This window comes from Streptomyces sp. NPDC043861 (assembly GCF_056435905.1).
In genome coordinates, this window is record NZ_JBWKDP010000012.1 from 201,224 (window position 1) to 222,945 (window position 21,722).

Here is a 21,722-nt window from a genome sequence, read left to right on the forward strand (position 1 = left end):
TGGTCGTGCGTCAGTACTGGTGCGTTACTTGATGGCTTCGAGCCGCGGCACCACCTGGTCGATGGCGTACGGGATGCTCAGCACCGTGTTGAAGGACAGCGCGGCGCCGATGTCCGGGCTGTCGTAGGGGAGGAAGAGGTCGCGCTTCTCCTGGTTGACCTTGGTCTTCTTGTACAGCGGGTCGGCCTTCATGGCCTTCTCCGTGTCGGGGGTGCCCAGCCACACCGTGCGGTCGGCCTCCATGACGTCGAGGCGCTCGACGCTGAGGTCCGCGATGTTCTCCTTGCCGAGGGCGGCGCGGTACTTCTCGGAGGTGGTGAAGCCCATCTCCGAGAGGAAGATGACCTTCGGGTCCTTCGGGGAGAACGCGGAGAACTTCCCGGGCTCGTAGGGCTCGCCGACGGTGACGGTCTTGCCCTTCCACTCGGGGTGCTTGTCGCGGACGGCCTTGAACCGGGCGTCGATGCCGGCGATCAGCTTCTCGGTCTCGGCGTCCTTCCCGAGCGCCTTGCCGATCTGCCGGGTCATGTCCTGCCAAGGCGCCTGGTAGTCCTCCTGGCCCTTGGGCTGGGCGACCACCTTGGCGATCTTGGAGAGCGTGTCGTACTGCTCCTTCTTCATGCCCGAGTACTGAGCAATGATCAGATCCGGCTTCAGTGCCGCGATCTTCTCCACGTTGTACTCGTCGCGCTCACCGACGATCTGCGGCGGGGTCGATCCCCACTGCTCCTTGGTCCACGGCCACTTGCCGTACGGCTGCTCCTTGAACCAGTCGACCGCACCGACCGGCTTGACGCCGAGCGCCAGCACCGCGTCCTGGTCCGACAGGCCCAGCGTGACGACCTTCTTCGGCTGGGTCTCGATCGTCGTGCTGCCGTACTTGTGCTCCAGCGTCACCGGGAAGGCGGCGGACTTGGCACCCGCATCGCCGGACGGCTTCGACTCGTCCTTCTCCGCACCGCCCCCACAGGCGGTCAGGGCGAGCGCGGCAGCGGCGGCCACGGCCGCGCGGGGGAGGTGTCTCACGAGCCGCGTCAGCGCGGGGCGTGTACCAGTGGACACGGTTGTTCCTTTCACAGGGGTTTTCACGGTGCGTTACCCAGCCGGACAGCCGTGCATGACGGCACTACCGGCGGACCGGGCGGGGTGTGGGGGCTGGATCGGGAGCGAGACCCTCGGGCGGGCGCTCCTAGCGGGCGGTGCCCACTCCGTCGGCGACGGGCCGGGCCTCGTCGAGGACGGGCTTGACGTTCCGGTCGAGGATCGAGTCGAGGATCTCGCCGACGCGGATCGCGGTGTTGGAGAGCAGCGAGGACGTGATGCCGTGGGTGTGCTCGGTGCCGCCCTGCAGGTAGATGCCGCAGCGCAGTTCGGCGTCGGTCGCGAGCCGGTAGTCGCGCTCGACGCGGACACGGCCCTGCTCGTCAAGGTGGCAGCGGTCCGCGACCGGCCCGAGCAGGCCGAGGGCGTCGGCGCTCGCGTAACCGGTGGCGCACACGACGACGTCGGCGTCCAGCCGGCTCTCCTCCCCGGTGACCAGAGAAGTGATGGTGGCGCTGACCGAGCCGTCCGACTCCTCGACATCGGTGAGGCGGGACACGTTCAGGAAGCGGAGGCGCTGGGCCCCGAGGACCTTCTCCTGGTACTCCTGCCGGTACAGGTCGTCGATCAGATCGATGTCCACCACGGAGTAGTTGGTGTTCCCGTGGTAGTCCATCAGCTTGCGCTTGATGCCTTCCGGAGCCGTGTAGTACTCGTCGACCGCCTCGGGGTCGAAGATGCGGTTGGCGAAGCTGCTGTCGTCGGCAGGGCTGTAGCCGTAGCGGGAGAAAACGGCGCAGACCTCGGCCTCGGGGAAGCGGCGGTGCAGGTAGGCGACGTTCTCGGCCGCGCTCTGGCCCGCGCCGACGACGATGAAGCGGGAGGGGTTGGTGCCCTCCAGGCCGTCGACCTTGGCGAGGAGGTCGGAGTTGTGCCAGACACGGTCGGTCCGCTCGACCCCCTCCGGCATGAGGGGGCGCAGACCGGTGCCGATGACGAGGTTGCGGGCACGGTGCACGACGACCTCCGACCCGGACCGGGCCGTCACGTCGAGGTACTCCACGACTCCGTCGCGCACGACGGGTTCGACGGAGACGACCTCGTGGCCGTACGAGACCATGTCGTCGACCTTCGCCGCCGCCCACTCGAAGTAGTCGTGGAACTCCACGCGCAGCGGGAAGAGGTTCTTGTGGTTGACGAAGTCGATCAGCCTGCCCTTGCTCTGCAGGTAGCAGAGGAAGCTGTACTCGCTGTTCGGGTTTCGGAGCGTCACCAGGTCCTTGAGGAAGGACACCTGCATGGTCGCGTCGTCGATGAGCATGCCGCGGTGCCAGCCGAAACTGGGCTGCCGCTCGAAGAAGTGAGCGGTGACCGCCTCCTGCCTTCCGACGCGTGCGTTGTGCTCGCTGAGCGCGATCGCCATGGCCACGTTGGACGGCCCGAAGCCGATACCTATGAGGTCGTGGATCAGTGGTGCGTCGTCAGGAAGAGCCTGTGACATGTCACTCCCATCGTGCGGGACAGCCGCCTGTCAGGCGTGCTGTCAGGCGTGGGGGAACGGCGGAGCCCGGGCACACCGGGAACCCGGCTGCCGAGCGGAACTTAGGTAAAGCTAACCTGATCTGGCCAACCTGTCGACGGGGCAAAACGGACACCGGAGTCATTCATGGGCCAACAGGGCCTTAGATCAGGGCACGTTGCACCCTTAGGTAAGCCTTGCTTTACTTATCGCCGGTCACATCGCTCTTCTGAGGAGGAACCCCATGCGGGTCGTCATGTTCGGTTATCAGACCTGGGGCCACCGCACCCTTCAGGCGCTCCTGGACTCCGAGCACGACGTGGTCGCTGTCGTGACCCACCCGAAGAGCGAGCACGCCTACGAGAAGATCTGGAGCGACTCGGTCGCCGACCTCGCCGAGGAACACGGCGTCCCTGTGATCATTCGCAACCGGCCCGACGACGAGGAGCTGTTCCAACAGCTCAAGGACGCCGACCCGGACATCATCGTGGCCAACAACTGGCGGACCTGGATCCCGCCGCGCATCTACACCCTGCCCCGGCACGGCACGCTGAACGTCCATGACTCGCTGCTGCCCAAGTACGCCGGCTTCTCCCCGCTGATCTGGGCCCTCATCAACGGCGAGCCCGAAGTGGGTGTCACCGCCCACATGATGGACGAGGAGCTCGACGCAGGTGACATCGTCATGCAGCGCGCGGTCACGGTGGAGCCCACGGACACGGCCACCGACCTCTTCCACAAGACCGTCGACCTCATCGCCCCGGTCACCACCGACGCCCTCGCCCTCATCGCCTCCGGACAGACCGAGTTCACCAAGCAGGACCGCTCGCAGGCCACCTTCTTCCACAAGCGGGCCGAGGAGGACATCCGCATCGACTGGAACTGGCCCGCCGAGGACCTGGAGCGGCTGATCCGCGCTCAGTCCGCCCCGTACCCGAGCGCCTTCACCTTCCACAAGGGCAAGCGACTCGAGATCGTCTCGGCCGTCGTGTCCGAGGGCCGTTACGGCGGCACCCCCGGCCGCATCTTCTACCGGGAGGGCGAGGGCGTGGCGATCGTCGCCGGCGCCGACGCCCGCACGGGCCGCAACCACGGCCTGGCCATCACCCGCGTGCGGACCGAGGACGGCCGGGAGATACCCGCGACCGAGTACTTCACCTTCATGGGCGGCTACCTGACCAGCCGCCCCTGACGGCCGGCCACCCGGAAACTCCGACCCGCCCCGTACGGTCACGGGGCGGGTCGGCGGTCATTGCCGCACGGACCACCGATCCGTGCGGCAATGGCCTTCGGACCGTTCACCGCCCATGAGCCGACGCCGCCCAGCGTGCTCGACCTCAACGCTCATGTACGCGCCCGGCGAGGCCGCGTGGCGCGGCCGTCGTACAGGCGGTCCGCGCGCGGGCTCCGGCTCCCGTCCGTGGCGGCGACGCTCGCGGATCCGGCCCGGGTACGAGGACCCCTAAGCGACCGGGCATGAACGCCGGCGACCCGGTGAGGGACCGTCAGCGATCTCGCCGGGACGGGCCATGTCGACTGCGACCGGACCCCGGGGCCCCTCGCCGAATCATGGTGGGCTCACTCCGGGAGGGCGGATCCGCCAGGCGGAACCCGGCACGGACATCGCCTCGGCCGACGACGGCATCCTGGCCCCGCTCGACGACGAGGAACGCGGCCTCCTCGGGTCCCTCCCGCGCCGTATGCTCCCCCACCTCGAACCGGCGCCCGCAGGCGTGGGGCACGAACACGAGCGGGTCGGGGCGGGGACTCCCCGAACTCCGGCGCCATGGGCGCGAGATCCGGTCGGCACCAAACCGCCGCCGGGACCGGGGCACCTGCGCCGCCCGGCCACGACGCGGTACACGGGCAACACGGACGGCTCCGCACCGACCAGCGGCGCCCATCCCGAGGGGGCTCACCACCGCGGTCCGCACAGGACACCCGGGGCGACCTCTTCGCCGAAGTCCGCCACCGGAAGTGAACGCAACAGGCCGTGGCATCCGGGTGTGCCATGCGGCGACCCGGCCGGACCGAGCGGCCTTCAGCCCGGCCCGGTCCCGTCACGCTCGAGATTTTGCCCCCTTGACGCATCTATGGCTGGTTTTCATCTTGCATTCATGACTCCCCCCTCATCAGCACGCCTAAGGTTAGGCTAACCTTCACTCCGTGAGAGCCGGTGAAGAAACCTCCGCTGCCATAGGCCCCCGCGGTCATGAGCTGTTGGCCACGGGTGTCACCGTGGCGTACGACGGTGCAGATGTCGTACACGACGCGTCGTTGACGCTGCGGCCCGGTGAAGTGACCGTCCTGGTAGGTCCGAACGGCAGCGGGAAGTCGACGCTGCTGCGCACGCTGGCGCGGCTGCAGCGGCCCAGGGCCGCCACCCTCGTCATCGACGCCGACACCGACGGCCTTGCGCTGACCCCGCGCCAGTTCTCGCGCCATGTCGCCCTGCTGACCCAGGGACGCCCCACACCCAGCGGGCTGACCGTCCGGGACGTGGTCGAGTTCGGCCGCTACCCGTACCGGAGCCGCTGGGGCAAGGCCGATCCGGACGGGCGGGCCGCGGTGGACCGCGCGCTCTCCATGACGGGCGTCGCTGAACTCGCCGACCGAGGAGCGGAGCACCTCTCCGGAGGACAGCTGCAGCGCGTATGGCTCGCCTGCTGCCTCGCCCAGGAGACCGGCGTGCTGCTCCTCGACGAGCCGACCACCTACCTTGACCTGCGCTACCAGATCGAACTCCTCGACCTCGTACGCGACCTCGCGGACGACCACGGCATCGCCGTCGGTGCCGTCCTGCACGACCTCGACCAGGCCGCGGCCGTCGCTGACAGGATCGCACTGCTCGACGCGGGCCGGATCATCGCCGACGGCCTCCCCGAGGACGTACTCACGGCACAGCGGCTGACGGACACCTACGGGATCCGCATCGAGGTCGACACCGATCCCGTGACCGGCCGGCTGCGCACCCGCGCGATCGGCCGGCACCACTCGCGAACCGAAAGGCTCAGCACCACCTCATGAGACGCCTCCTCCTCACCGCCGCGGTCGCGACCGCGGCGGCACTCACCCTGACCGCCTGCGGGACGACCGAGCCCGCCGCCGATGACGCGAAGAAGTCCGCCGAGCCCGTCACCCTCACCGACTCGACCGGCGCGAAGGTGAAGCTCGACGGGCCGGCCAAGAAGGTCGTCGGAACCGAGTGGAACGTCGTCGAGAGCCTGATATCGCTGGGCGTCGACCCCGTCGGCGTCGCCGACGTCAAGGGCTACAAGACCTGGGACACGGCGGTCCCGCTGAAGAACGAGCCCAAGGACATCGGTACGCGCGGCGAGCCGAGCATGGAGACCATCGCCTCCCTGTCGCCGGACCTCATCGTCGCCACCAGCGACCTGCCGCCGGCCGCCGTGAAGCAGCTGCGCAAGGTCGCCCCGGTCCTGGAGGTGCGGCCTGCGGACGCCGCCGACCCGATCGGCCGGATGACCGAGAACCTCGACCTCATCGCAAAGGCCACCGGCACCACGGAGCAGGCCGAGAAGCTCAAGAAGGACTTCGACGCGAAGATCGCCGAGGGCAGGAAGGCCCTCGCCGACGCAGGTCTCGCCGGCACGAAGTACGCCTTCGCCGACGGCTACGTCGTCTCCAACCAGGTCTCGATCAGGCCCTACACCAGCGGCTCGCTCCTCGGTGCCGTCAACGAGAAGATCGGCCTGAAGAACGCCTGGACGGTCAAGGGCGACGCGAGCTACGGACTTGCCGCCACCGACGTCGAGGGCCTCACCAAGCTCGGCGACGTGCAGTTCGCCTACATCGGCAGCGACGGCGACAAGGCCAGCACTCCCTTCAACGGCGTCCTGGCCAAGGACTCGGTGTGGAAGTCGCTGCCGTTCGTGAAGAAGGGCAACGTCCACCGGCTGCCCGACGGCATCTGGATGTTCGGCGGCCCCGAGTCGATGGGCAAGTACATCGACGCCACCGTCCAGGCGCTGACGAAGTAACACCCATGGCCGTCACCGCTTCCCCTTCCGCCACCCGTCCGTCGGCGGTCACGTCCCGGACGGGCGCGGCCGCGGTGACGGCCGCACTGGTCCTCTTCGTCGCGGTCCTCGCGGTCCTCGACATCACGCAGGGCACGGCCGCCGTCGGCGCGCCCGAGGTCTGGAAGGCGCTCACCGGACGGGCCGACCCGGACGACGCGTCCGTCATCGTCGCCTCCCGGCTGCCGAGGATGACCGCGGGGCTGCTCGTGGGCGCCGTGCTCGGGATGGCGGGCGCCGCCCTGCAGGCGGTGAGCCGCAATGTGCTCGCCTCGCCCGACACCCTTGCGGTGAACGCGGGTTCCTACCTGGCTCTCGGGCTGGCCACGGTCACCGGTGTCTCGCTGCCCCTGTTCGCCTCCTCGGGTGTCGCGTTCGTCGGCGGCCTCGCGGCGGCGGCCGTCGTGCTGGGGCTGTCGGGCCTGGGCGCTGGCACCGTACGCCTTGTTCTCGCCGGCAGTGCCCTGGCCCTCGGCCTCACCGCCGTCACCGAGGGGCTGCTCCTGCTGTTCCCCCGGCAGACGGAGGGCCTCTACCGGTGGAACCAGGGCAGCATCTCCCAGAACGGCTTCGACGGCGTGCTGCAGATGGCTCCGCTCGGCCTTGTCGGCCTCGTCGGGCTGCTGCTCGTCGCCCGGCGGATCGACGCACTGGCGCTCGGCGAGGACGCCGCCCGCGGCCTCGGTGTCCCTGTCCGTGCCACCCGTGTCACGGTGGTGGTGCTCGCGGCGCTGCTGTCCGCGGCGGCCGTCACGCTCGCCGGACCGATCGGCTTCGTCGGCCTGTGCGCCCCCGCCCTCGTCCGTCCTCTCGCCCGCGGATTCCGCGCGTACTCCCGGGCACGTGCGAGCGTTCCGGTCGCGGGACTTGCCGGTGCGGTGCTGGTCCTCGGCTCGGACGTGCTCCTGCGCGCCGTCGTGCCGGCGGACCTGGCGGTCGCCGTGCCGACAGGTGTTGCCACCAGCCTCGTCGGCGCCGTGTTCCTGATCGTGATGGCCACCCGGGTCCGGGACGGCGCCGGAGCCGCCGCGTCCGACCGGCTGCGCATCAGGAGCCGGACGGTCTTGCTGGCCACCACGGCCGCCCTGGTGGCGGTGCTCGTCGGCGTGACGATCGCCGCCGTCCTCCTGGGCGACAGCAAACTGCTGCTGGGCGACGTGGTGAACTGGGCACAGGGCAGGGCGGGCCGCACGGTCGAATTCGTCCTGGACACCCGGGTGCCCCGAGTCCTCGCGGCACTGTTCGCGGGCGCGGCACTCGCCCTGGCCGGGACGCTCGTCCAGGCCGTGACCCGCAACCCGCTCGCGGAGCCCGGCACCCTGGGAGTCTCGGGCGGGGCCGCGCTCGGCGCCGTGCTCCTCGTGACGACGGTGCCGCTCGCCGGGTCGTGGAGCGTGGCCGGTTCGGCGTTCGTCGGCGCCGCCGTCAGTTCCGCCGTCGTCTTCGGTCTGGCCGCACGGGGCGGATTCCAGCAGAACCGGCTCGTCCTCGTCGGGTTCGGTGTCGCCACCGGGACCGCCGCACTGATCAGCCTGCTCATCCTCCTCACCGACCCGTTCAATGCGACGAAGGCACTCACCTGGCTGTCGGGCTCCACCTACGGGCGGACCCTGGCCGACGTGGCTCCTCTCGCGGCCGTGCTCGCCGCCGGTCTGCTCGTCGCGACCCTGCGGCGCACCGAGCTCGACCTGGTGTCGCTGGACGAGGACACCCCGAGGCTTCTGGGGCTCAATCTGGCACGGAGGCGTCTGGGCTTCCTCGTGCTCAGCGTCCTGCTCAGCGCCACCGCCGTGGCCGCCGCCGGCACCATCGGCTTCGTGGGGCTCGTCGCACCGCACGCGGCCAGGGCGCTCGTGGGCCGGCAGCACGCCCGGGTGATTCCGGTCTCGGTACTCCTCGGCGCGTCGCTCGTCTGCGTCGCGGACCTGCTGGGCCGGACCGTGATCGCGCCGGCCCAGCTCGGCGCCGGACTGATGACCGCGGCGATCGGCACGCCGTACTTCCTCCAACTGCTCGTACGCACCCGCCGGTAGGACGCCCACGTCACCCCGGGGAGCCCGCCGCCCGTCCGGACGCCGGCTTCCGGACGGGCTGCCCGGCGTCTGCGGGCACTCCGGAGCCGAACGCGTAGGTGAGCACCGTCAGAGCCGGAAGCGAAGGCGGCAGATCACCGCGTCGGTGTCCCGGCGCAGGGCGTGCGCCACGACCGCGCCGCGCCGGCTCCGGAGGAGCCGCTGCCACAACGGGCGGGGTCGGCCCAGGGGATCAGAACGGTGATCCGGGTGTCCGGGGTCCGCACGGCGAGTTCGCGCACGTACATGGCGATCGGCCGCCGAAGCGCGGTGGGTGGACGGGATACGGTCCAGCGGGACGCCCGGGTTCCACAGATCCCAGTCGCGGACCAGGGCGTCGCTCTGTTCCCGGTCTTCCGGGTCGGTGTGGCACACGGTCACCGCGCGGACCTCGTCGCCGAGCGACCCCGCGGCGGTGACGTCTTCGCTGGTGAGCCGGGTCAGGGACGCGACCGGAACGATCACCAACGAGCGCTCCGGGTACGGCGGTTCGAGGATCCGGCCGATGCCGGGGCGCTCGCGGATCCTCCCGTGGGCACGATGCACGGACTCGAACCGGCGACCAGCAGCGGCAGGGCGACCAGGTTGTCGGGCGCCGTCCTGGAACTTGGTCGCCGTGACGACGATCGCACTGACGCCGGTGAGAACCGCGCCGAGACCGTTGAGAACGGCCTTGCCCGGCCCACCCTGCCCCCGCGTGCAGCGAGCCAGTGCCGGACCATCCCGTTCTGCGCGATCGTGAAGCCCACGAAGACACCGATCGCGAAGCGCGGTACGAGAGTGTTGGTGCCGCCGGAGAACACCGGCAACGCGGTCGACACCAGGGCGAGCACGAGCAGGCCCCGGCGGTGGACCTGACGGGCAGCCTTGAGGCCGAAGGCGTGCGGAAGACAGTTGTCGCGGGCCGGCAGTTTCAGCAGCACCGGCGGGCCGTTCCACTCGCTCCGAGGCCCTCGCGCCCCGGTCAGGGCGTGGCAGGCCGCACCGGATAGGGCACGAAGGTGCTGCTGTTCTGGTCGATCCGCAGGGGTTGGCCGAGCGGCGGCACTGCGCGCTGGGGGCAGTCGAGCCGCTCACAGACTCGGCAGCCCATGCCGATCGGCGTGGCGACGGAGGGGCTGCCGAGGTCGAGCCCGTCGGAGTACACGAGCCGGTGGGCGTGACGGATCTCGCAGCCGAGGCCGATCGCGAAGGTCTTGCCCGGCTCGCCCCAACCTCCCCGGTGCCGGGTGACGGCGCGGGCGGTCCACAAGTAGCGCTGTCCGTCGGGCATTTCCGCAACCTGGACGTGGATGCGGCCGGGCGCGGCGAACGCCTCGTAGACGTTCCAGAGCGGGCAGGTGCCACCGGCCCGGGAGAAGTGGAAGCCGGTCGCGGACTGCCGCTTGGACATGTTTCCGGCGCGGTCGACGCGGACGAAGGAGAGGGGCACGCCGCGCAGGCGGGGGCGCTGGAGGGTGCTCAGTCGGTGGCAGACCGTTTCGTAGCCGAGGCCGTAGCGGTCGGTGAGACGTTCGATGTCGTAGCGCACCTCTTCGGCCGCGGCATGGAAACTCCGGTACGGAAGGATCAGAGCGGCCGCGAAGTAGTTGGCGATACCGATGCGGGCCAGAGCGTGGGTGGATGTTCCGAGGGGGAAGTCCTCGGCGGCCTGGCGGTCCAGTTCGTCGCCCTGCTCGAGCAGGGCGAGCTGGGTGGCCATGCGGAAAGCGCGCTGACCGGGCCGCATGCCGGCGGACAGATGGAGGGTGCGGGTCGTCTCGTCGTAGTGGTGCAGATGGTCGCCCGTCTCGGCGGACAGCCGTACGCCGTGGGCATTGGCGAGCCGGACTGTCAGGGCCTGCACGACGTCCCCGGGGTGGATGCCGATCTCCTCGGCCAGACCCTCCGCCGCGAGGTCGACATCGTGCAGGTAGTTCTGGCGGCGGTAGAAGAACTCCCGGATCTCCTCGTGGGGAGAGCGGGGCGCCTCGTTGGCGGAGTCCCGGCCGTCAGCGGCTGCCGCGAGGCGCTCGGCCAGGAGCTGGTTGCGGCGGCCCAGGTCCACCAGTACCTGCGCGACCGCAGGTGTCCGGGAGGCCAACTCGGCCAGATCGGACGGGGACACCCGGGATTCGGCGATCTCGCCTGTCAGGGCCTCGCGCAGGTCGGCCACCAGTCGCGTCGTGTCGCGTTCGGAGAAGAAGCCCGGGTCGACGCCGAAGCTCTCGGTGAGCCTGAGCAGCACCGGCACGGTGAGGGGGCGGGAGTCGTGCTCCATCTGGTTGAGGTAGCTCGGAGAGATGCCCAGGACGCGGGCCAGGTCCGCCTGGCTCATCCGGCGCTCCTCCCGCAGCCGCCGCAGCCGCGCACCCGCATAGGTCTTGCTCACCGCGCGCTCCTTGAGGTTCGGGACGCGGTCAGGGTACGCGAATCAGCGCCCGTCTCACCCTTGGCAAAGTTGGCAAAAGCCGCGGTGAAGATTCGCAGAAGTTGGCACCCGTCCACAGTTGATGGCACTCAGTGCCAGTGCCAGAGTTCAAGCACGGCCCGCCGGACCTTCGGCAGCCGGCGCATCAACCGGGCGCGATTCATGCCCTGATGTCGGAGATCCCGGCAATGGCGCCGCGCTGACCGGCAGCATTGCTCAGCTCCGCCCAGCGACGGTCCGGCGGGTCCCCACACAAGATCGAGACACACAGTGCCATCCCGTTGCGCGCCAGTACGGAGATTGGCAGTCCAGACAACCGAGAGAAACGGTGAAGGCGATGGCAGAGGCGAGGACGAAGGCGGCCGAGAAGCTTGCGCAGCGCTGGGCGACGGACCCGCGCTGGCAGGGTACAGAGCGCACCTACAGCGCCGAGGACGTGATCCGGCTGTCCGGCAGCGTCCGCGAGGAGCACACCCTGGCCCGGCGCGGCGCGGAGCGTCTGTGGCGGCAACTCCACGAGCAGGACTACATCCACGCCCTGGGCGCGCTCACCGGCGGTCAGGCCGTGCAGCAGGTGAAGGCCGGACTGCAGGCCATCTATCTGTCCGGCTGGCAGGTCGCCGCCGATGCCAACCAGGCCGGCCACACCTACCCGGACCAGAGCCTCTACCCGGTCAACTCCGTCCCGCAGGTGGTGCGGCGGATCAACAACGCGCTGCTGCGCGCCGACCAGATCGCCACCGCCGAGGGCGGGGCGGACACGACGGACTGGCTGGCGCCGATCGTCGCCGACGCCGAGGCCGGTTTCGGCGGCCCCCTCAACGCCTTCGAGCTGACCAAGGCGATGATCGCCGCCGGTGCCGCGGGCGTCCATTACGAGGACCAGCTGGCCTCCGAGAAGAAGTGCGGCCACCTCGGCGGCAAGGTCCTCGTGCCCACCGCCCAGCACATCCGCACCCTCAACGCCGCCCGCCTCGCCGCCGACATCGCCGATGTGCCGACCGTCATCGTGGCCCGCACAGATGCGCTGGCCGCTAACCTTCTCACCAGCGACGTCGACGAGCGCGACGCTCGGTTCGTCACGGGGGAGCGCACCGCCGAGGGCTTCTACCAGGTCCGGAACGGCATGGAACCGGTGATCGCCCGCGGCCTCGCGTACGCCCCGTACGCGGATCTGATCTGGGTCGAGACCGGCACCCCGGACCTGGCGCAGGCGCGCGAGTTCGCCGAGGCCATCCACGCCCGGTACCCCGACCAGATGCTGGCCTACAACTGCTCGCCCTCGTTCAACTGGAAGGCCGCGCTGGACGACGACCAGATCGCCAAGTTCCAGCGCGAGCTCGGCGCCATGGGCTACCGGTTCCAGTTCATCACCCTGGCCGGCTTCCACTCCCTCAACCACGGCATGTTCGACCTGGCCCGCGGCTACGCCGAGCACGGCATGACCGCCTATGTCGACCTGCAGGAAAGGGAGTTCGCCGCCCAGCAGCACGGCTTCACCGCGGTCAGGCACCAGCGCGAGGTCGGCACCGGCTACTTCGACCTCGTCTCCACCGCCGTCAACCCGGCCTCCTCCACCACGGCCCTCGCCGGCTCCACCGAGGAGGAGCAGTTCCACTAGTGCGTTGACCGCGGTGACCGGAAGGGTCTGCCGGGAAGCTCGCGGCGTCCGGCACCTGCGGTCTCCCCGGGCCCGCCAGGGCCGAGGGGAAGCATCGCAAGGCGGCGGGGGCACTCCCCCCGGCTCCGCCGGAGGTCCCCCCACCCCGGCCGGAGGCCGGGGAGATCGCCCCCCGTACCGGACGTACTCGGCTGATGCGACAACGCAGCGTGGCGGCACCTCCCAGCAGTCGCCGAGAGGAGCCGTGCAGGGCGTCGCGAGCGGGTGAACCCTTCCGGTCACAGCACCAGGCCGCCCAGCCGGGCATCCGTCCGGTCCGGCCCCCTTGCCGAACGGGGGCCGGACGACCGTCTCCGTCCGCCCCCGCTCCGCTTCCCTGCTCAGGAGAACCCCATGTCCACCAGTGCACTGGCCCAACGCATCCGCGTCCTTGCGGCTCCCGGCCACCGGCATGACGAGATCCTCACCCCCGCCGCCCTGGACTTCGTGGGCAGCCTCGCCGCAGCCTTCGGCGAGCGCCGACAGGAGCTGCTCAAGGAGCGGCGGCGGCAGGCGATACGCCTCTCCACGGGATCCCCGCTCGACTTCCCACTGGTCACCAGCGCCGTGCGCGCCGACCCGTCCTGGCACGTCGCCCCGCCTGCGCCCGGCCTGACGGACCGTCGGGTCGAGATCACCGGCCCGCCCGACCGCCGCATGGCCGTCCACGCCCTCAACTCCGGCGCCGCCGTCTGGATGGCCGACTTCGAGGACGCCACCTCCCCCTCCTGGAACAACATCGTCGGCGGCCAGCTCACCCTGCTCGACGCCATCGAGCGCCGGATCGACTTCACCACCCCCGAGGGCAGGGAATACCGGCTCGGCGACCACGACGGGCTCGCCACCATCGTGGTCCGTCCTCGCGGCTGGCACCTCACCGAGGAGCACCTGGAGTTCGACGGACGGCCGGTCCCCGCCTCCCTGGTCGACTTCGGCCTGTACTTCTTCCACTGCGCACAGCGTCAGCTCGACTCCGGACACGGCCCGTACTTCTACCTCCCCAAGCTGGAGAACCGCTACGAAGCCCGGCTCTGGAACGACGTCTTCGTCCTCGCCCAGGAACTCCTCGGCATCCCCCGTGGGACGGTCCGCGCCACCGTCCTGATCGAGACCATCACCGCGGCGTTCGAGATGGAGGAGATCCTCTACGAGCTCCGCGAGCACAGCTCGGGCCTGAACGCCGGCCGCTGGGACTACCTCTTCAGCCTCATCAAGACCTTCGGTCACCGGACCGACTTCCTGCTCCCGGACCGCGCCCAGGTCACCATGACCGCCCCGTTCATGCGCGCCTACACCGAGCTGCTGGTCCGCACCTGCCACAAGCGCGGCGCCCACGCCATCGGGGGCATGGCCGCGCACATGCCCAGCAAGGACCCGGCCGCCAACGAGGCAGCCCTCGCCAAGGTGCGGCTGGACAAGGAGCGCGAGGCCGAGGACGGCTTCGACGGCTCGTGGGTCGCCCACCCCGGGCTCGTCCCCGTGTGCCGCGAGGTGTTCGACGGCGTTCTCGGCGAACGGCCGCACCAGATCGACCGCACCCGTGACGACGTCGAGGTCACCGCTGCCGATCTGCTGTCGGTGCGCCGTATCAGCGGCCCGCCCACCCCGGAGGGGGTCCGCACCAACATCGCGATCGCCCTGCGCTACTTCGACGCCTGGCTACGGGGGCAGGGAGCCGTTGCCCTGTACGGCCTGATGGAGGACGCCGCCACCGCGGAGATCGCCCGCGTACAGATCTGGCAGTGGCTGCGCCACCGCGTCGTCGACCGCGAGACGGTGCTGCGGCTGCTCGACGACGAGGTCGCCGCTCTGGGTGCCGAGTACCCGTGGGCGGCCGTCGACGAAGTGCGCGATCTCTTCGAACGGACCTCCCTGGAACACGAGTTGCCGCTGTTCTTCACGCCGGACGCCTACTCCCGTCACCTCGTCGTGCGTGCGGAGGCCCGGTCGTGAGCGGGAGCATCCAGCGCGTCGGCGTGGTCGGCGGCGGACAGATGGGCGCCGGAATCGCGGAGGTGTGCGCGCGAGCCGGACTGGACACGGTGGTGTGCGAGGTGGACGCGCCGGCCGCCCGCACCGCGCGGGAACGGGTGGCCGGCTCCCTGGACCGTGCGGTGCACCGTGGAAAGCTGGAGCGGGACGCGGCGCGGGACGCCCTCGACCGGATGGTCTTCACCGGCTGCCTGGAAGACCTGGCCGACCGGCAGCTGGTCGTCGAGGCGATCGTGGAGAACCCGGACGCCAAGACCGAGGTCTTCGCCTCACTCGACAAGATCGTGGCCGATCCGGCCGCGGTGCTGGCGACCAACACCTCCTCCCTGCCGGTCACGCGGCTCGGCATGGCGACGGGCCGCGCCGACCGGGTCGTGGGCCTGCACTTCTTCAATCCGGTGCCCGTACTGCCGCTGGTGGAGGTCGTGACCTCCCTGCACACGTCGGCCGGGACGGTCGCCGCGACCGAGGAATTCGCTGCCCGGGCCCTCGGCAAGACCGTGATCCGCTCGCAGGACAGGGCCGGGTTCGTGGTCAACGCCCTGCTCGTCCCGTACCTGCTGTCGGCGATCCGCATGACGGAGTCCGGATTCGCCTCCCCCGCCGATGTGGACGCCGGCATGGAGCTCGGCTGCGCCCATCCCATGGGGCCGCTGAAGCTCGCGGACCTGATCGGCCTGGACACGGTGGCCTCGATCGCGGAGTCCCTGTACGACGAGTTCAAGGAGCCGCTGTACGCCCCGCCGCCGCTGCTCCAGCGCATGGTCGAGGCAGGCCTGTTGGGCCGCAAGACCGGCCGCGGTTTCCATGCGTACGAACACGGCTGAGTTCCTGGTACGACCGGGCTGAGGGGCCCGGTGGGCCCGGGCTGAGGGGCCCGGGCCACGCCGCTGGAGGAGGGAACCGGCGGGAACCCACGGGGGAGGGGCGGGAAGCGCGGAGGTCGGCGCTTCCCGCCCCCGCGCCGTTTCAAGCACCACGGCCGCGTGTCTCAGCTCACCGTCCGAATGGCGGAGGTGATTCTCCGCGTCGGCTCAACGCCCCGTAGGCTGACGGGTGCAGCTGGTTCGCCCCGTCCGCCAGGCGGGATGCGTCGTAAGAGGGAACCCGGTGGGAATCCGGGACTGCCCCGCAGCGGTGAGCGGGAACGACCGCCGTCATACGCACTGGGTCCGAGCCGGGCCTGGGAAGCGACGGCCAGTAGGTGTCCGCCGGGAATCCGGCCGGACGGGCCCGCGAGTCCGAAGACCTGCCCGTTGCCCGCGTGCGAACGACTCGCCCGCGGACATCCCGGTGACCTCGAGGGCGGGTCGGCGAACACATCGGACGGATGACCGCGCTGTGCCGCGCTGGGCGTTCCGTCCGTTCCGTCGCCCTTCGCGTTCTCGTCCCGTCCCCGGGATCTCAGGGATTCATCTCGCGAAGGAGATCTCCGTGACCACCGAGTCCGCAGCCGCGGCAGCACGGGCCACCCTGTACGGCTACCCCCGTCAGGGACAGAACCGGGAGCTGAAGAAGGCGATCGAGGGCTACTGGAAGGGCCGTGTCACCGCCGACGCCCTCCGCGCCACCGCCGCCGGTCTTCGCCGGACGAACTGGCAGCAGCTCGCCGACGCCGGCATCCACGAAGTGCCGACCGGCGATTTCTCTTACTACGACCACGTCCTCGACACCACCCTGATGGTCGGCGCGATCCCCGCCCGCCACCGCGCAGCCGTCGCCGCCGACGCCTTGGACGGCTGCTTCGCCATGGCCCGCGGCACCCGGGACGTGGCGCCGCTGGAAATGACCAAGTGGTTCGACACCAACTACCACTACCTGGTTCCGGAGCTGGGTCCGGACACCGTGTTCAAAGCGGACTCCACCAAGCAGGTCGGTGAGCTCAAGGAAGCACTCGCGCTCGGCCTGACGCCCCGTCCGGTCCTCGTCGGACCGGTCACCTATCTGCTGCTGGCCAAGGCGGCCCCGGGGGTGGCCGAGGACTTCGAGCCGCTGACGCTGCTCGACCGGCTGCTGCCGGTGTACACGGAAGTGCTCGCGGATCTGCGGGCCGCAGGCGCCGAATGGGTCCAACTGGACGAGCCCGCACTGGTCCAGGACCGCACACCCGCCGAACTGAACGCCGCCGCCCGCGCCTACCGCGACCTCGGTGCGCTCACGGACAGGCCGAAGCTGCTGGTCGCCTCCTACTTCGACCGCCTCGGGGACACACTTGCGGTGCTGGCCAAGGCGCCCGTCGACGGCCTCGCGCTCGACTTCACCGGGTCGGCCGCCGCGAATCTCGACGACCTCGCCGCGGTCGGCGGACTGCCCGGCAAGCGCCTGGTCGCCGGTGTGGTCGACGGACGCAACATCTGGGTGAACGATCTGGGCAAGTCGCTCGCCACCCTCGGGACGCTGCTGGGACTGGCCGACCAGGTCGACGTCTCCGCGTCCTGTTCACTGCTGCACGTCCCGCTGGACAGTGCCGAGGAGCGCGACATCGACCCGCAGATCCTTCGCTGGCTCGCCTTCGCCCGGCAGAAGACCGACGAGATCGTCACCCTCGCCCGCGGACTCGGCCAGGGCACGGACGCCATCGCCGCGGAACTCGCCGCCAACCGGGCCGACCTGGCCTCCCGCGCCGGTTCGCCCATCACCCACGACCCCGCCGTACGTGCGCGCACCGCGGCGATCACTGACACCGACGCCCGGCGTTCCCAGCCCTATGCCGAGCGCGCCGCGGCCCAGCGTGCCCACCTCGGGCTGCCCCTGCTGCCTACGACCACCATCGGATCCTTCCCTCAGACCACGGCTCTGCGCACGGCCCGCGCCGATCTGCGCGGCGGACGGATCGACACCGCGGGCTACGAGCAGCGCATCGAGGCGGAGATCCGCGAGGTGATCTCCTTCCAGGAGGAGGCGGGTATCGACGTCCTCGTGCACGGCGAGCCCGAACGCAACGACATGGTGCAGTACTTCGCAGAACAGCTCACCGGCTACCTCGCCACCCGGCACGGCTGGGTCCAGTCGTACGGCACCCGTTACGTGCGGCCGCCGATTCTCGCCGGTGACATCTCCCGGCCGGTGCCGATGACGGTCCGCTGGACCCGCTACGCCCAGTCCCTCACCGACCGTCCGGTGAAGGGCATGCTCACCGGGCCGGTCACGATGCTCGCCTGGTCCTTCGTCCGGGACGACCAACCGCTCGGCGACACCGCCCGCCAGGTGGCTCTCGCCCTGCGCGACGAGGTGGACGACCTGGAGGCGGCGGGCACCTCCGTCATCCAGGTCGACGAACCCGCCCTGCGCGAGACGTTGCCCCTGCGGGCCGCGGACCGCGCCGGCTATCTCGCCTGGGCGACCGAGGCGTTCCGGCTCACCACGAGCGGGGTGCGCCCGGACACCCAGATCCACACCCACATGTGCTACGCCGAGTTCGGCGACATCGTGCAGGCCATCGACGACCTCGACGCCGACGTGATCAGCCTGGAGGCCGCCCGCTCCCACATGCAGGTCGCCCGGGAGCTCGCCTCCCACGGCTACCCGCGGGAGGCCGGCCCCGGGGTGTACGACATCCACTCGCCGCGGGTTCCGGACGCGGACGAGGCGGCGGCTCTGCTGCGCAAGGGGCTGGAGGCCATCCCGGCCGAACGGCTGTGGGTCAACCCGGACTGCGGGCTGAAGACCCGCGGCTGGCCCGAAACCCGTGCCTCGCTGGAGAATCTGGTGGCAGCCGCCCGCACCGTGCGCGGGGAACTCTCCGCGTCCTGATGCGTCGGACGGCCGGGAGATGCGCTCGAAGAGCAGCCTCCCGGTCGTCCGGGCCACGCGCGCCGAGCCCGGCTGCCTGTGGTTCGACTGGTCGCGCAGTGTGGAAGACCCGACGGAGTACGTCCTGGTCGAGGCTTTCCGCGACGAGGAGGCCGGAGTCGCGGCATGTGCAGTCCACGCACTTCAAGGCTGCGTCGCGGCAGACGCTGCCGCCCCATCTGGTCGAGACACCGCGCATCGTCAACGTGACCGTTCCGCAGCACGACTGGTCGCTCCTGGGAGAGGGTGGTCCCCGGCAGGGCTTGAGACGGTCAGGGGAACGTGCCGGCCAGTGATTGTTCGGTCCACACTGTCTTGCCCTCGCGGGTGTAGCGGGTACCCCAGCGTTCGGCCATCTGGGCCACCAGGAAGAGGCCGCGCCCACCTTCGTCGGTGGTTCGGGCGCGGCGCAGGTGGGGTGAGGTGTGGCTGGTGTCGCTGACCTCGCACACCAGACGCCGTTCACGGATCAGCCGCAGGGTCGCGGGACCGCTGGCGTACCGGTAGACGTTGGTGACCAGTTCGCTGGCGATCAACTCGGTCGTGAACGCCAGGTGCTCCAGATCCCATTCGCTCAGCTTGGCCGAGGTCAATGCCCGGGCCCGCGCGGCGCTGCCAGGCTCCAACGGCAGACGCCAGGAGGCGACATTTTCCGGTGGCAGCATACGGGTGCGGGCGATCAGCAACGCGACGTCGTCGCCGGGGCGCGCGGGCACGAGTGAGTCGACCACCGCTTGGCACGTCCGTTCCAGCGCGTCCGCAGGGCGGGTGAGCGCTGCGCACAGCCTGGTCAGGCCGACGTCGGCATCGATGTGGCGTTCGCCGATGAGTCCGTTGGTGTACAGGCAAAGCAGGCTTCCCTCGGCCAGTTCGACGTCCCGGGCCTCGAACGGCAGGCCGCCCAGGCCGAGCGGTGGGCCGGCGGGCAGGTCCAGCAGAGCCACCTGTCCATCCGGAGCGGTCACCACCGGCGGTGGATGGCCGGCGCGGGCCACGGAGCACCGCCCGGAGACCGGGTCGTACACGGCGTACAGGCAGGTGGCACCGACGACCTGCTCGCCCACCGGCCGTTCGCCGGCTGCTTCCTGTTCGGCCGCCAGCAGGTTGACCAGGTCGTCCAGGCGGGAGAGAACCTCGTCCGGTTCCAGGTCGAGGCTGGCGAGCGTGTGTACGGCGGTACGCAGCCGGCCCATCGTGGCGGCAGCGTGGATGCCACGTCCCACCACGTCGCCGACGACGAGGGCGACCCGGGCCCCGGACAGGGGAATGACGTCGAACCAGTCGCCGCCCAGGCCCGGGGCAGCACTGGCCGGCAGGTACCGCAGGGCCACCTCCGCGGCGGACTGGTCCGCGACCGCCCGGGGCAGAAGGCTGCTCTGCAAGGTGAACGCGGTCTGCTGCTGCTGGGTGAAGCGCCGGGCGTTGTCAATGGCGACGGCGGCACGCGAGGCGAGTTCCTGGGCAAGGGTGAGATCGTCCGCCTCGAAGGGATCAGGGCGGCGCGAACGCCACAGGCTCATCACGCCCAGCACCAGGCCACGTGCGGCAAGAGGGACCACAATCAGTGAGTGGGCGCCCAGATCGGGAGCGTGGGCCCCCTGGCGGCCTTCCGTCGAGAACCAGTCGGGCGGGAGAACCGGTTCAAGGACGGGCTGCCCTTCGGCCAGGCATCTGGCCTGGGGTGTGTCCGGCGCGAACTCCACCGGCTCGCCCTGGGGGTGGGGCGGGCCGGCTTGCTGGGCACCGACGCTGCAGGCGCCCAGGTGCACCACCGGCCCTGCCAGGGCCCGCGCCAGTTCCTCACCGCGCGTCACGGTCTGAAGGAGGTCCACTGACGCGTGGTCGGCGAGGTGAGGCACCATCACCTCGGCGAGTTCCCGGGCGGTCTCCGCCACGTCGAGGGTGGTTCCGATACGGCTGCCGACCTGGTCGAGGAGCGCGAGCCGACGCTGGGCCCGATGGCGTTCGGTGATGTCCTCGATCATCTCGGCCACACCCAGGATGCGGCCGGAGGGATCCTCCATCGGGAAGGACGAGACCATCGCGACCTGCTCTCGTGCCGGATCCTGCTGCAGGCGAACGAACTGCTCGGAGTAGACCAACGGCCTCCCGCTGTCCATCACCTGGCGCACACGGTCCACGGCCCTGCGTGCGTCGTCGGGAACGAGGAGACTGCCGGTGGGCAGCCCCCGAAAGTCCGCTGCCGGGACGCCGGTGAAGCGTTCGATGGCCCGGTTTACCCGGAGAATCCTCAGGTCGGGGCCGTGGACGACCAGGCCGATGGGGCACCGGCGGTACAACCCGTCGAGAACCGCGCGGTCCCTTTGCCACTCCAGGACGTCAGCCGCGAGTGCCCCGGCGAGAAACCACTCACGGACCCGGCCGTCGCGCGAGAGCGCCTGGGCCCTGAGCCCCATCTCCACGAGCCGCCCGTCGCGGTGCCGCACCGTGAGCAACCCGAACCATCCACCGGACCTCCTGCAGTTCGCCGCGGCGTCGCCGGCAGCCGGCAGATCTCGGGGATCGACAAGGACCTCGGACGCCGGACGACCGATCACGGCTGTGTCCGGGTGGCCGAGCAGTTCCTGGGCCCGCCGGTTCCATCCGATCACGGTTCCCCGGTCGTCGAGCACCGCCAAGGCGGCGAGGTGCAGGGCGAACGGATCGTCGTGGGTTTCGCTGAGCTCCGTCATCCGCTCCTCCACCGCTGGACACACCTTGTCCTCGGTCGCCCAGGTTCTGCCGCGGGTCCAGACCGCAGCCGGTGACCGACGTGACGGCGTCCCGGGCGGTGCCTCGGCGTTCCCCAATGCACGCTGACCTGCTGATGCCATGTAAGCCTATTGAACCCGGTGGGGCGGCGGCCTCGCCCACCGCGTGGCACGGCGTGGCGGACACGGAGGGTCAGGGCAGGCATGATGGCCCGGACGCGGCGGACACCGCGCATGGTGTGGCTCCTCCGCGTCGGCTGGACAGCTACCTCCACCCAACGCTGCGCGGTTCCCGTTGGCCCTGTGAGGCCCGGCCGCCGGCTCCCACGCGTCCCGTCGGCCGGGCGGGATGCCATCGTCTCCTGATCACGGGGAACGGACGGATCGTCACGTCGCCTGATGCATGGCTCGATAGGGCGAATCACGACGGAGCGATTGGCCCACGCCCGCCCTCACAAGACACCCGGGACTCCTGTTCGGCAGTT

At 70.5% G+C, this 21,722-nt stretch carries 12 protein-coding genes, 2 pseudogenes and 1 riboswitch; of the genes and pseudogenes, 9 read left to right on the forward strand and 5 right to left on the reverse strand.

Going from position 1 to position 21,722, the window contains the following annotated elements; genetic code table 11:
• Positions 1–24: 24 nt before the first annotated feature.
• Both AC068D_RS25990 and AC068D_RS25995 read right to left on the reverse strand, forming a co-directional pair.
• Positions 25–1,062 carry an iron-siderophore ABC transporter substrate-binding protein gene (locus AC068D_RS25990; RefSeq protein ID WP_478825467.1) on the reverse strand — a complete coding sequence of 346 codons (1,038 nt, stop codon included), beginning with the start codon at positions 1,060–1,062 and terminating at the stop codon, positions 25–27.
• A gap of 127 nt (positions 1,063–1,189) precedes the next feature.
• Entirely contained in the window at positions 1,190–2,542 is a 1,353-nt protein-coding gene (locus AC068D_RS25995) for a lysine N(6)-hydroxylase/L-ornithine N(5)-oxygenase family protein (protein ID WP_478825468.1), read from the reverse strand.
• A gap of 262 nt (positions 2,543–2,804) precedes the next feature.
• Between AC068D_RS25995 and AC068D_RS26000 the strand changes: the two genes are divergently transcribed.
• The 4 genes from AC068D_RS26000 to AC068D_RS26015 all read left to right on the forward strand — a co-directional run bounded on the left by AC068D_RS26000 (position 2,805) and on the right by AC068D_RS26015 (position 8,633).
• Entirely contained in the window at positions 2,805–3,752 is a 948-nt protein-coding gene (locus tag AC068D_RS26000) for a methionyl-tRNA formyltransferase (protein WP_478825469.1), read from the forward strand.
• Positions 3,753–4,726: 974 nt separating this feature from the next.
• On the forward strand, positions 4,727–5,587 hold the full coding sequence (locus tag AC068D_RS26005) for an ABC transporter ATP-binding protein (protein WP_478825470.1): 861 nt from the start codon (positions 4,727–4,729) through the stop codon (positions 5,585–5,587).
• Entirely contained in the window at positions 5,584–6,561 is a 978-nt protein-coding gene (locus AC068D_RS26010) for an ABC transporter substrate-binding protein (protein WP_478825471.1), read from the forward strand. The genes AC068D_RS26005 and AC068D_RS26010 overlap by 4 nt, the downstream gene beginning before the upstream one ends.
• A gap of 5 nt (positions 6,562–6,566) precedes the next feature.
• Positions 6,567–8,633 (forward strand): iron ABC transporter permease, encoded by a 2,067-nt coding sequence (locus AC068D_RS26015; protein ID WP_478825472.1) that lies wholly within the window; start codon positions 6,567–6,569, stop codon positions 8,631–8,633.
• 108 nt (positions 8,634–8,741) lie between these two features.
• On the opposite strand, the pseudogene AC068D_RS26020 reads toward AC068D_RS26015, so the two are convergent.
• A pseudogene (locus tag AC068D_RS26020) lies at positions 8,742–9,604 on the reverse strand (amino acid permease); the annotation flags it as partial.
• 32 nt (positions 9,605–9,636) lie between these two features.
• Positions 9,637–11,043: a short-chain fatty acyl-CoA regulator family protein gene (locus tag AC068D_RS26025; RefSeq protein ID WP_478825473.1), complete on the reverse strand. Its 1,407-nt coding sequence runs from the start codon at positions 11,041–11,043 to the stop codon at positions 9,637–9,639.
• Between the two features lie 376 nt (positions 11,044–11,419).
• On the opposite strand from AC068D_RS26025, the gene aceA reads away from it, so the two are divergent.
• The 5 genes and pseudogenes from aceA to AC068D_RS26050 all read left to right on the forward strand — a co-directional run.
• On the forward strand, positions 11,420–12,703 hold the full coding sequence (gene aceA / locus AC068D_RS26030) for an isocitrate lyase (RefSeq protein WP_478825474.1): 1,284 nt from the start codon (positions 11,420–11,422) through the stop codon (positions 12,701–12,703).
• A gap of 393 nt (positions 12,704–13,096) precedes the next feature.
• Positions 13,097–14,695, forward strand: a complete 1,599-nt coding sequence (aceB, locus tag AC068D_RS26035; RefSeq protein WP_478825475.1) for a malate synthase A — start codon at positions 13,097–13,099, stop codon at positions 14,693–14,695.
• Positions 14,692–15,561 (forward strand): 3-hydroxybutyryl-CoA dehydrogenase, encoded by an 870-nt coding sequence (locus tag AC068D_RS26040; protein ID WP_478825476.1) that lies wholly within the window; start codon positions 14,692–14,694, stop codon positions 15,559–15,561. Before aceB ends, AC068D_RS26040 begins: the two co-directional genes overlap by 4 nt.
• Positions 15,562–15,780: 219 nt before the next feature.
• Positions 15,781–16,005: riboswitch (cobalamin riboswitch) on the forward strand.
• A 163-nt stretch (positions 16,006–16,168) separates the two neighbouring features.
• Positions 16,169–18,487, forward strand: a complete 2,319-nt coding sequence (gene metE, locus AC068D_RS26045) for a 5-methyltetrahydropteroyltriglutamate--homocysteine S-methyltransferase (RefSeq protein WP_478825477.1) — start codon at positions 16,169–16,171, stop codon at positions 18,485–18,487.
• Positions 18,488–18,536: 49 nt separating this feature from the next.
• A pseudogene (locus tag AC068D_RS26050) lies at positions 18,537–18,822 on the forward strand (putative quinol monooxygenase); the annotation flags it as partial.
• Here AC068D_RS26050 and AC068D_RS26055 read toward each other — a convergent pair.
• Positions 18,799–21,219: a SpoIIE family protein phosphatase gene (locus AC068D_RS26055; RefSeq protein ID WP_478825478.1), complete on the reverse strand. Its 2,421-nt coding sequence runs from the start codon at positions 21,217–21,219 to the stop codon at positions 18,799–18,801. The pseudogene AC068D_RS26050 and the gene AC068D_RS26055 overlap by 24 nt on opposite strands.
• Between the last annotated feature and the right edge of the window lie 503 nt (positions 21,220–21,722).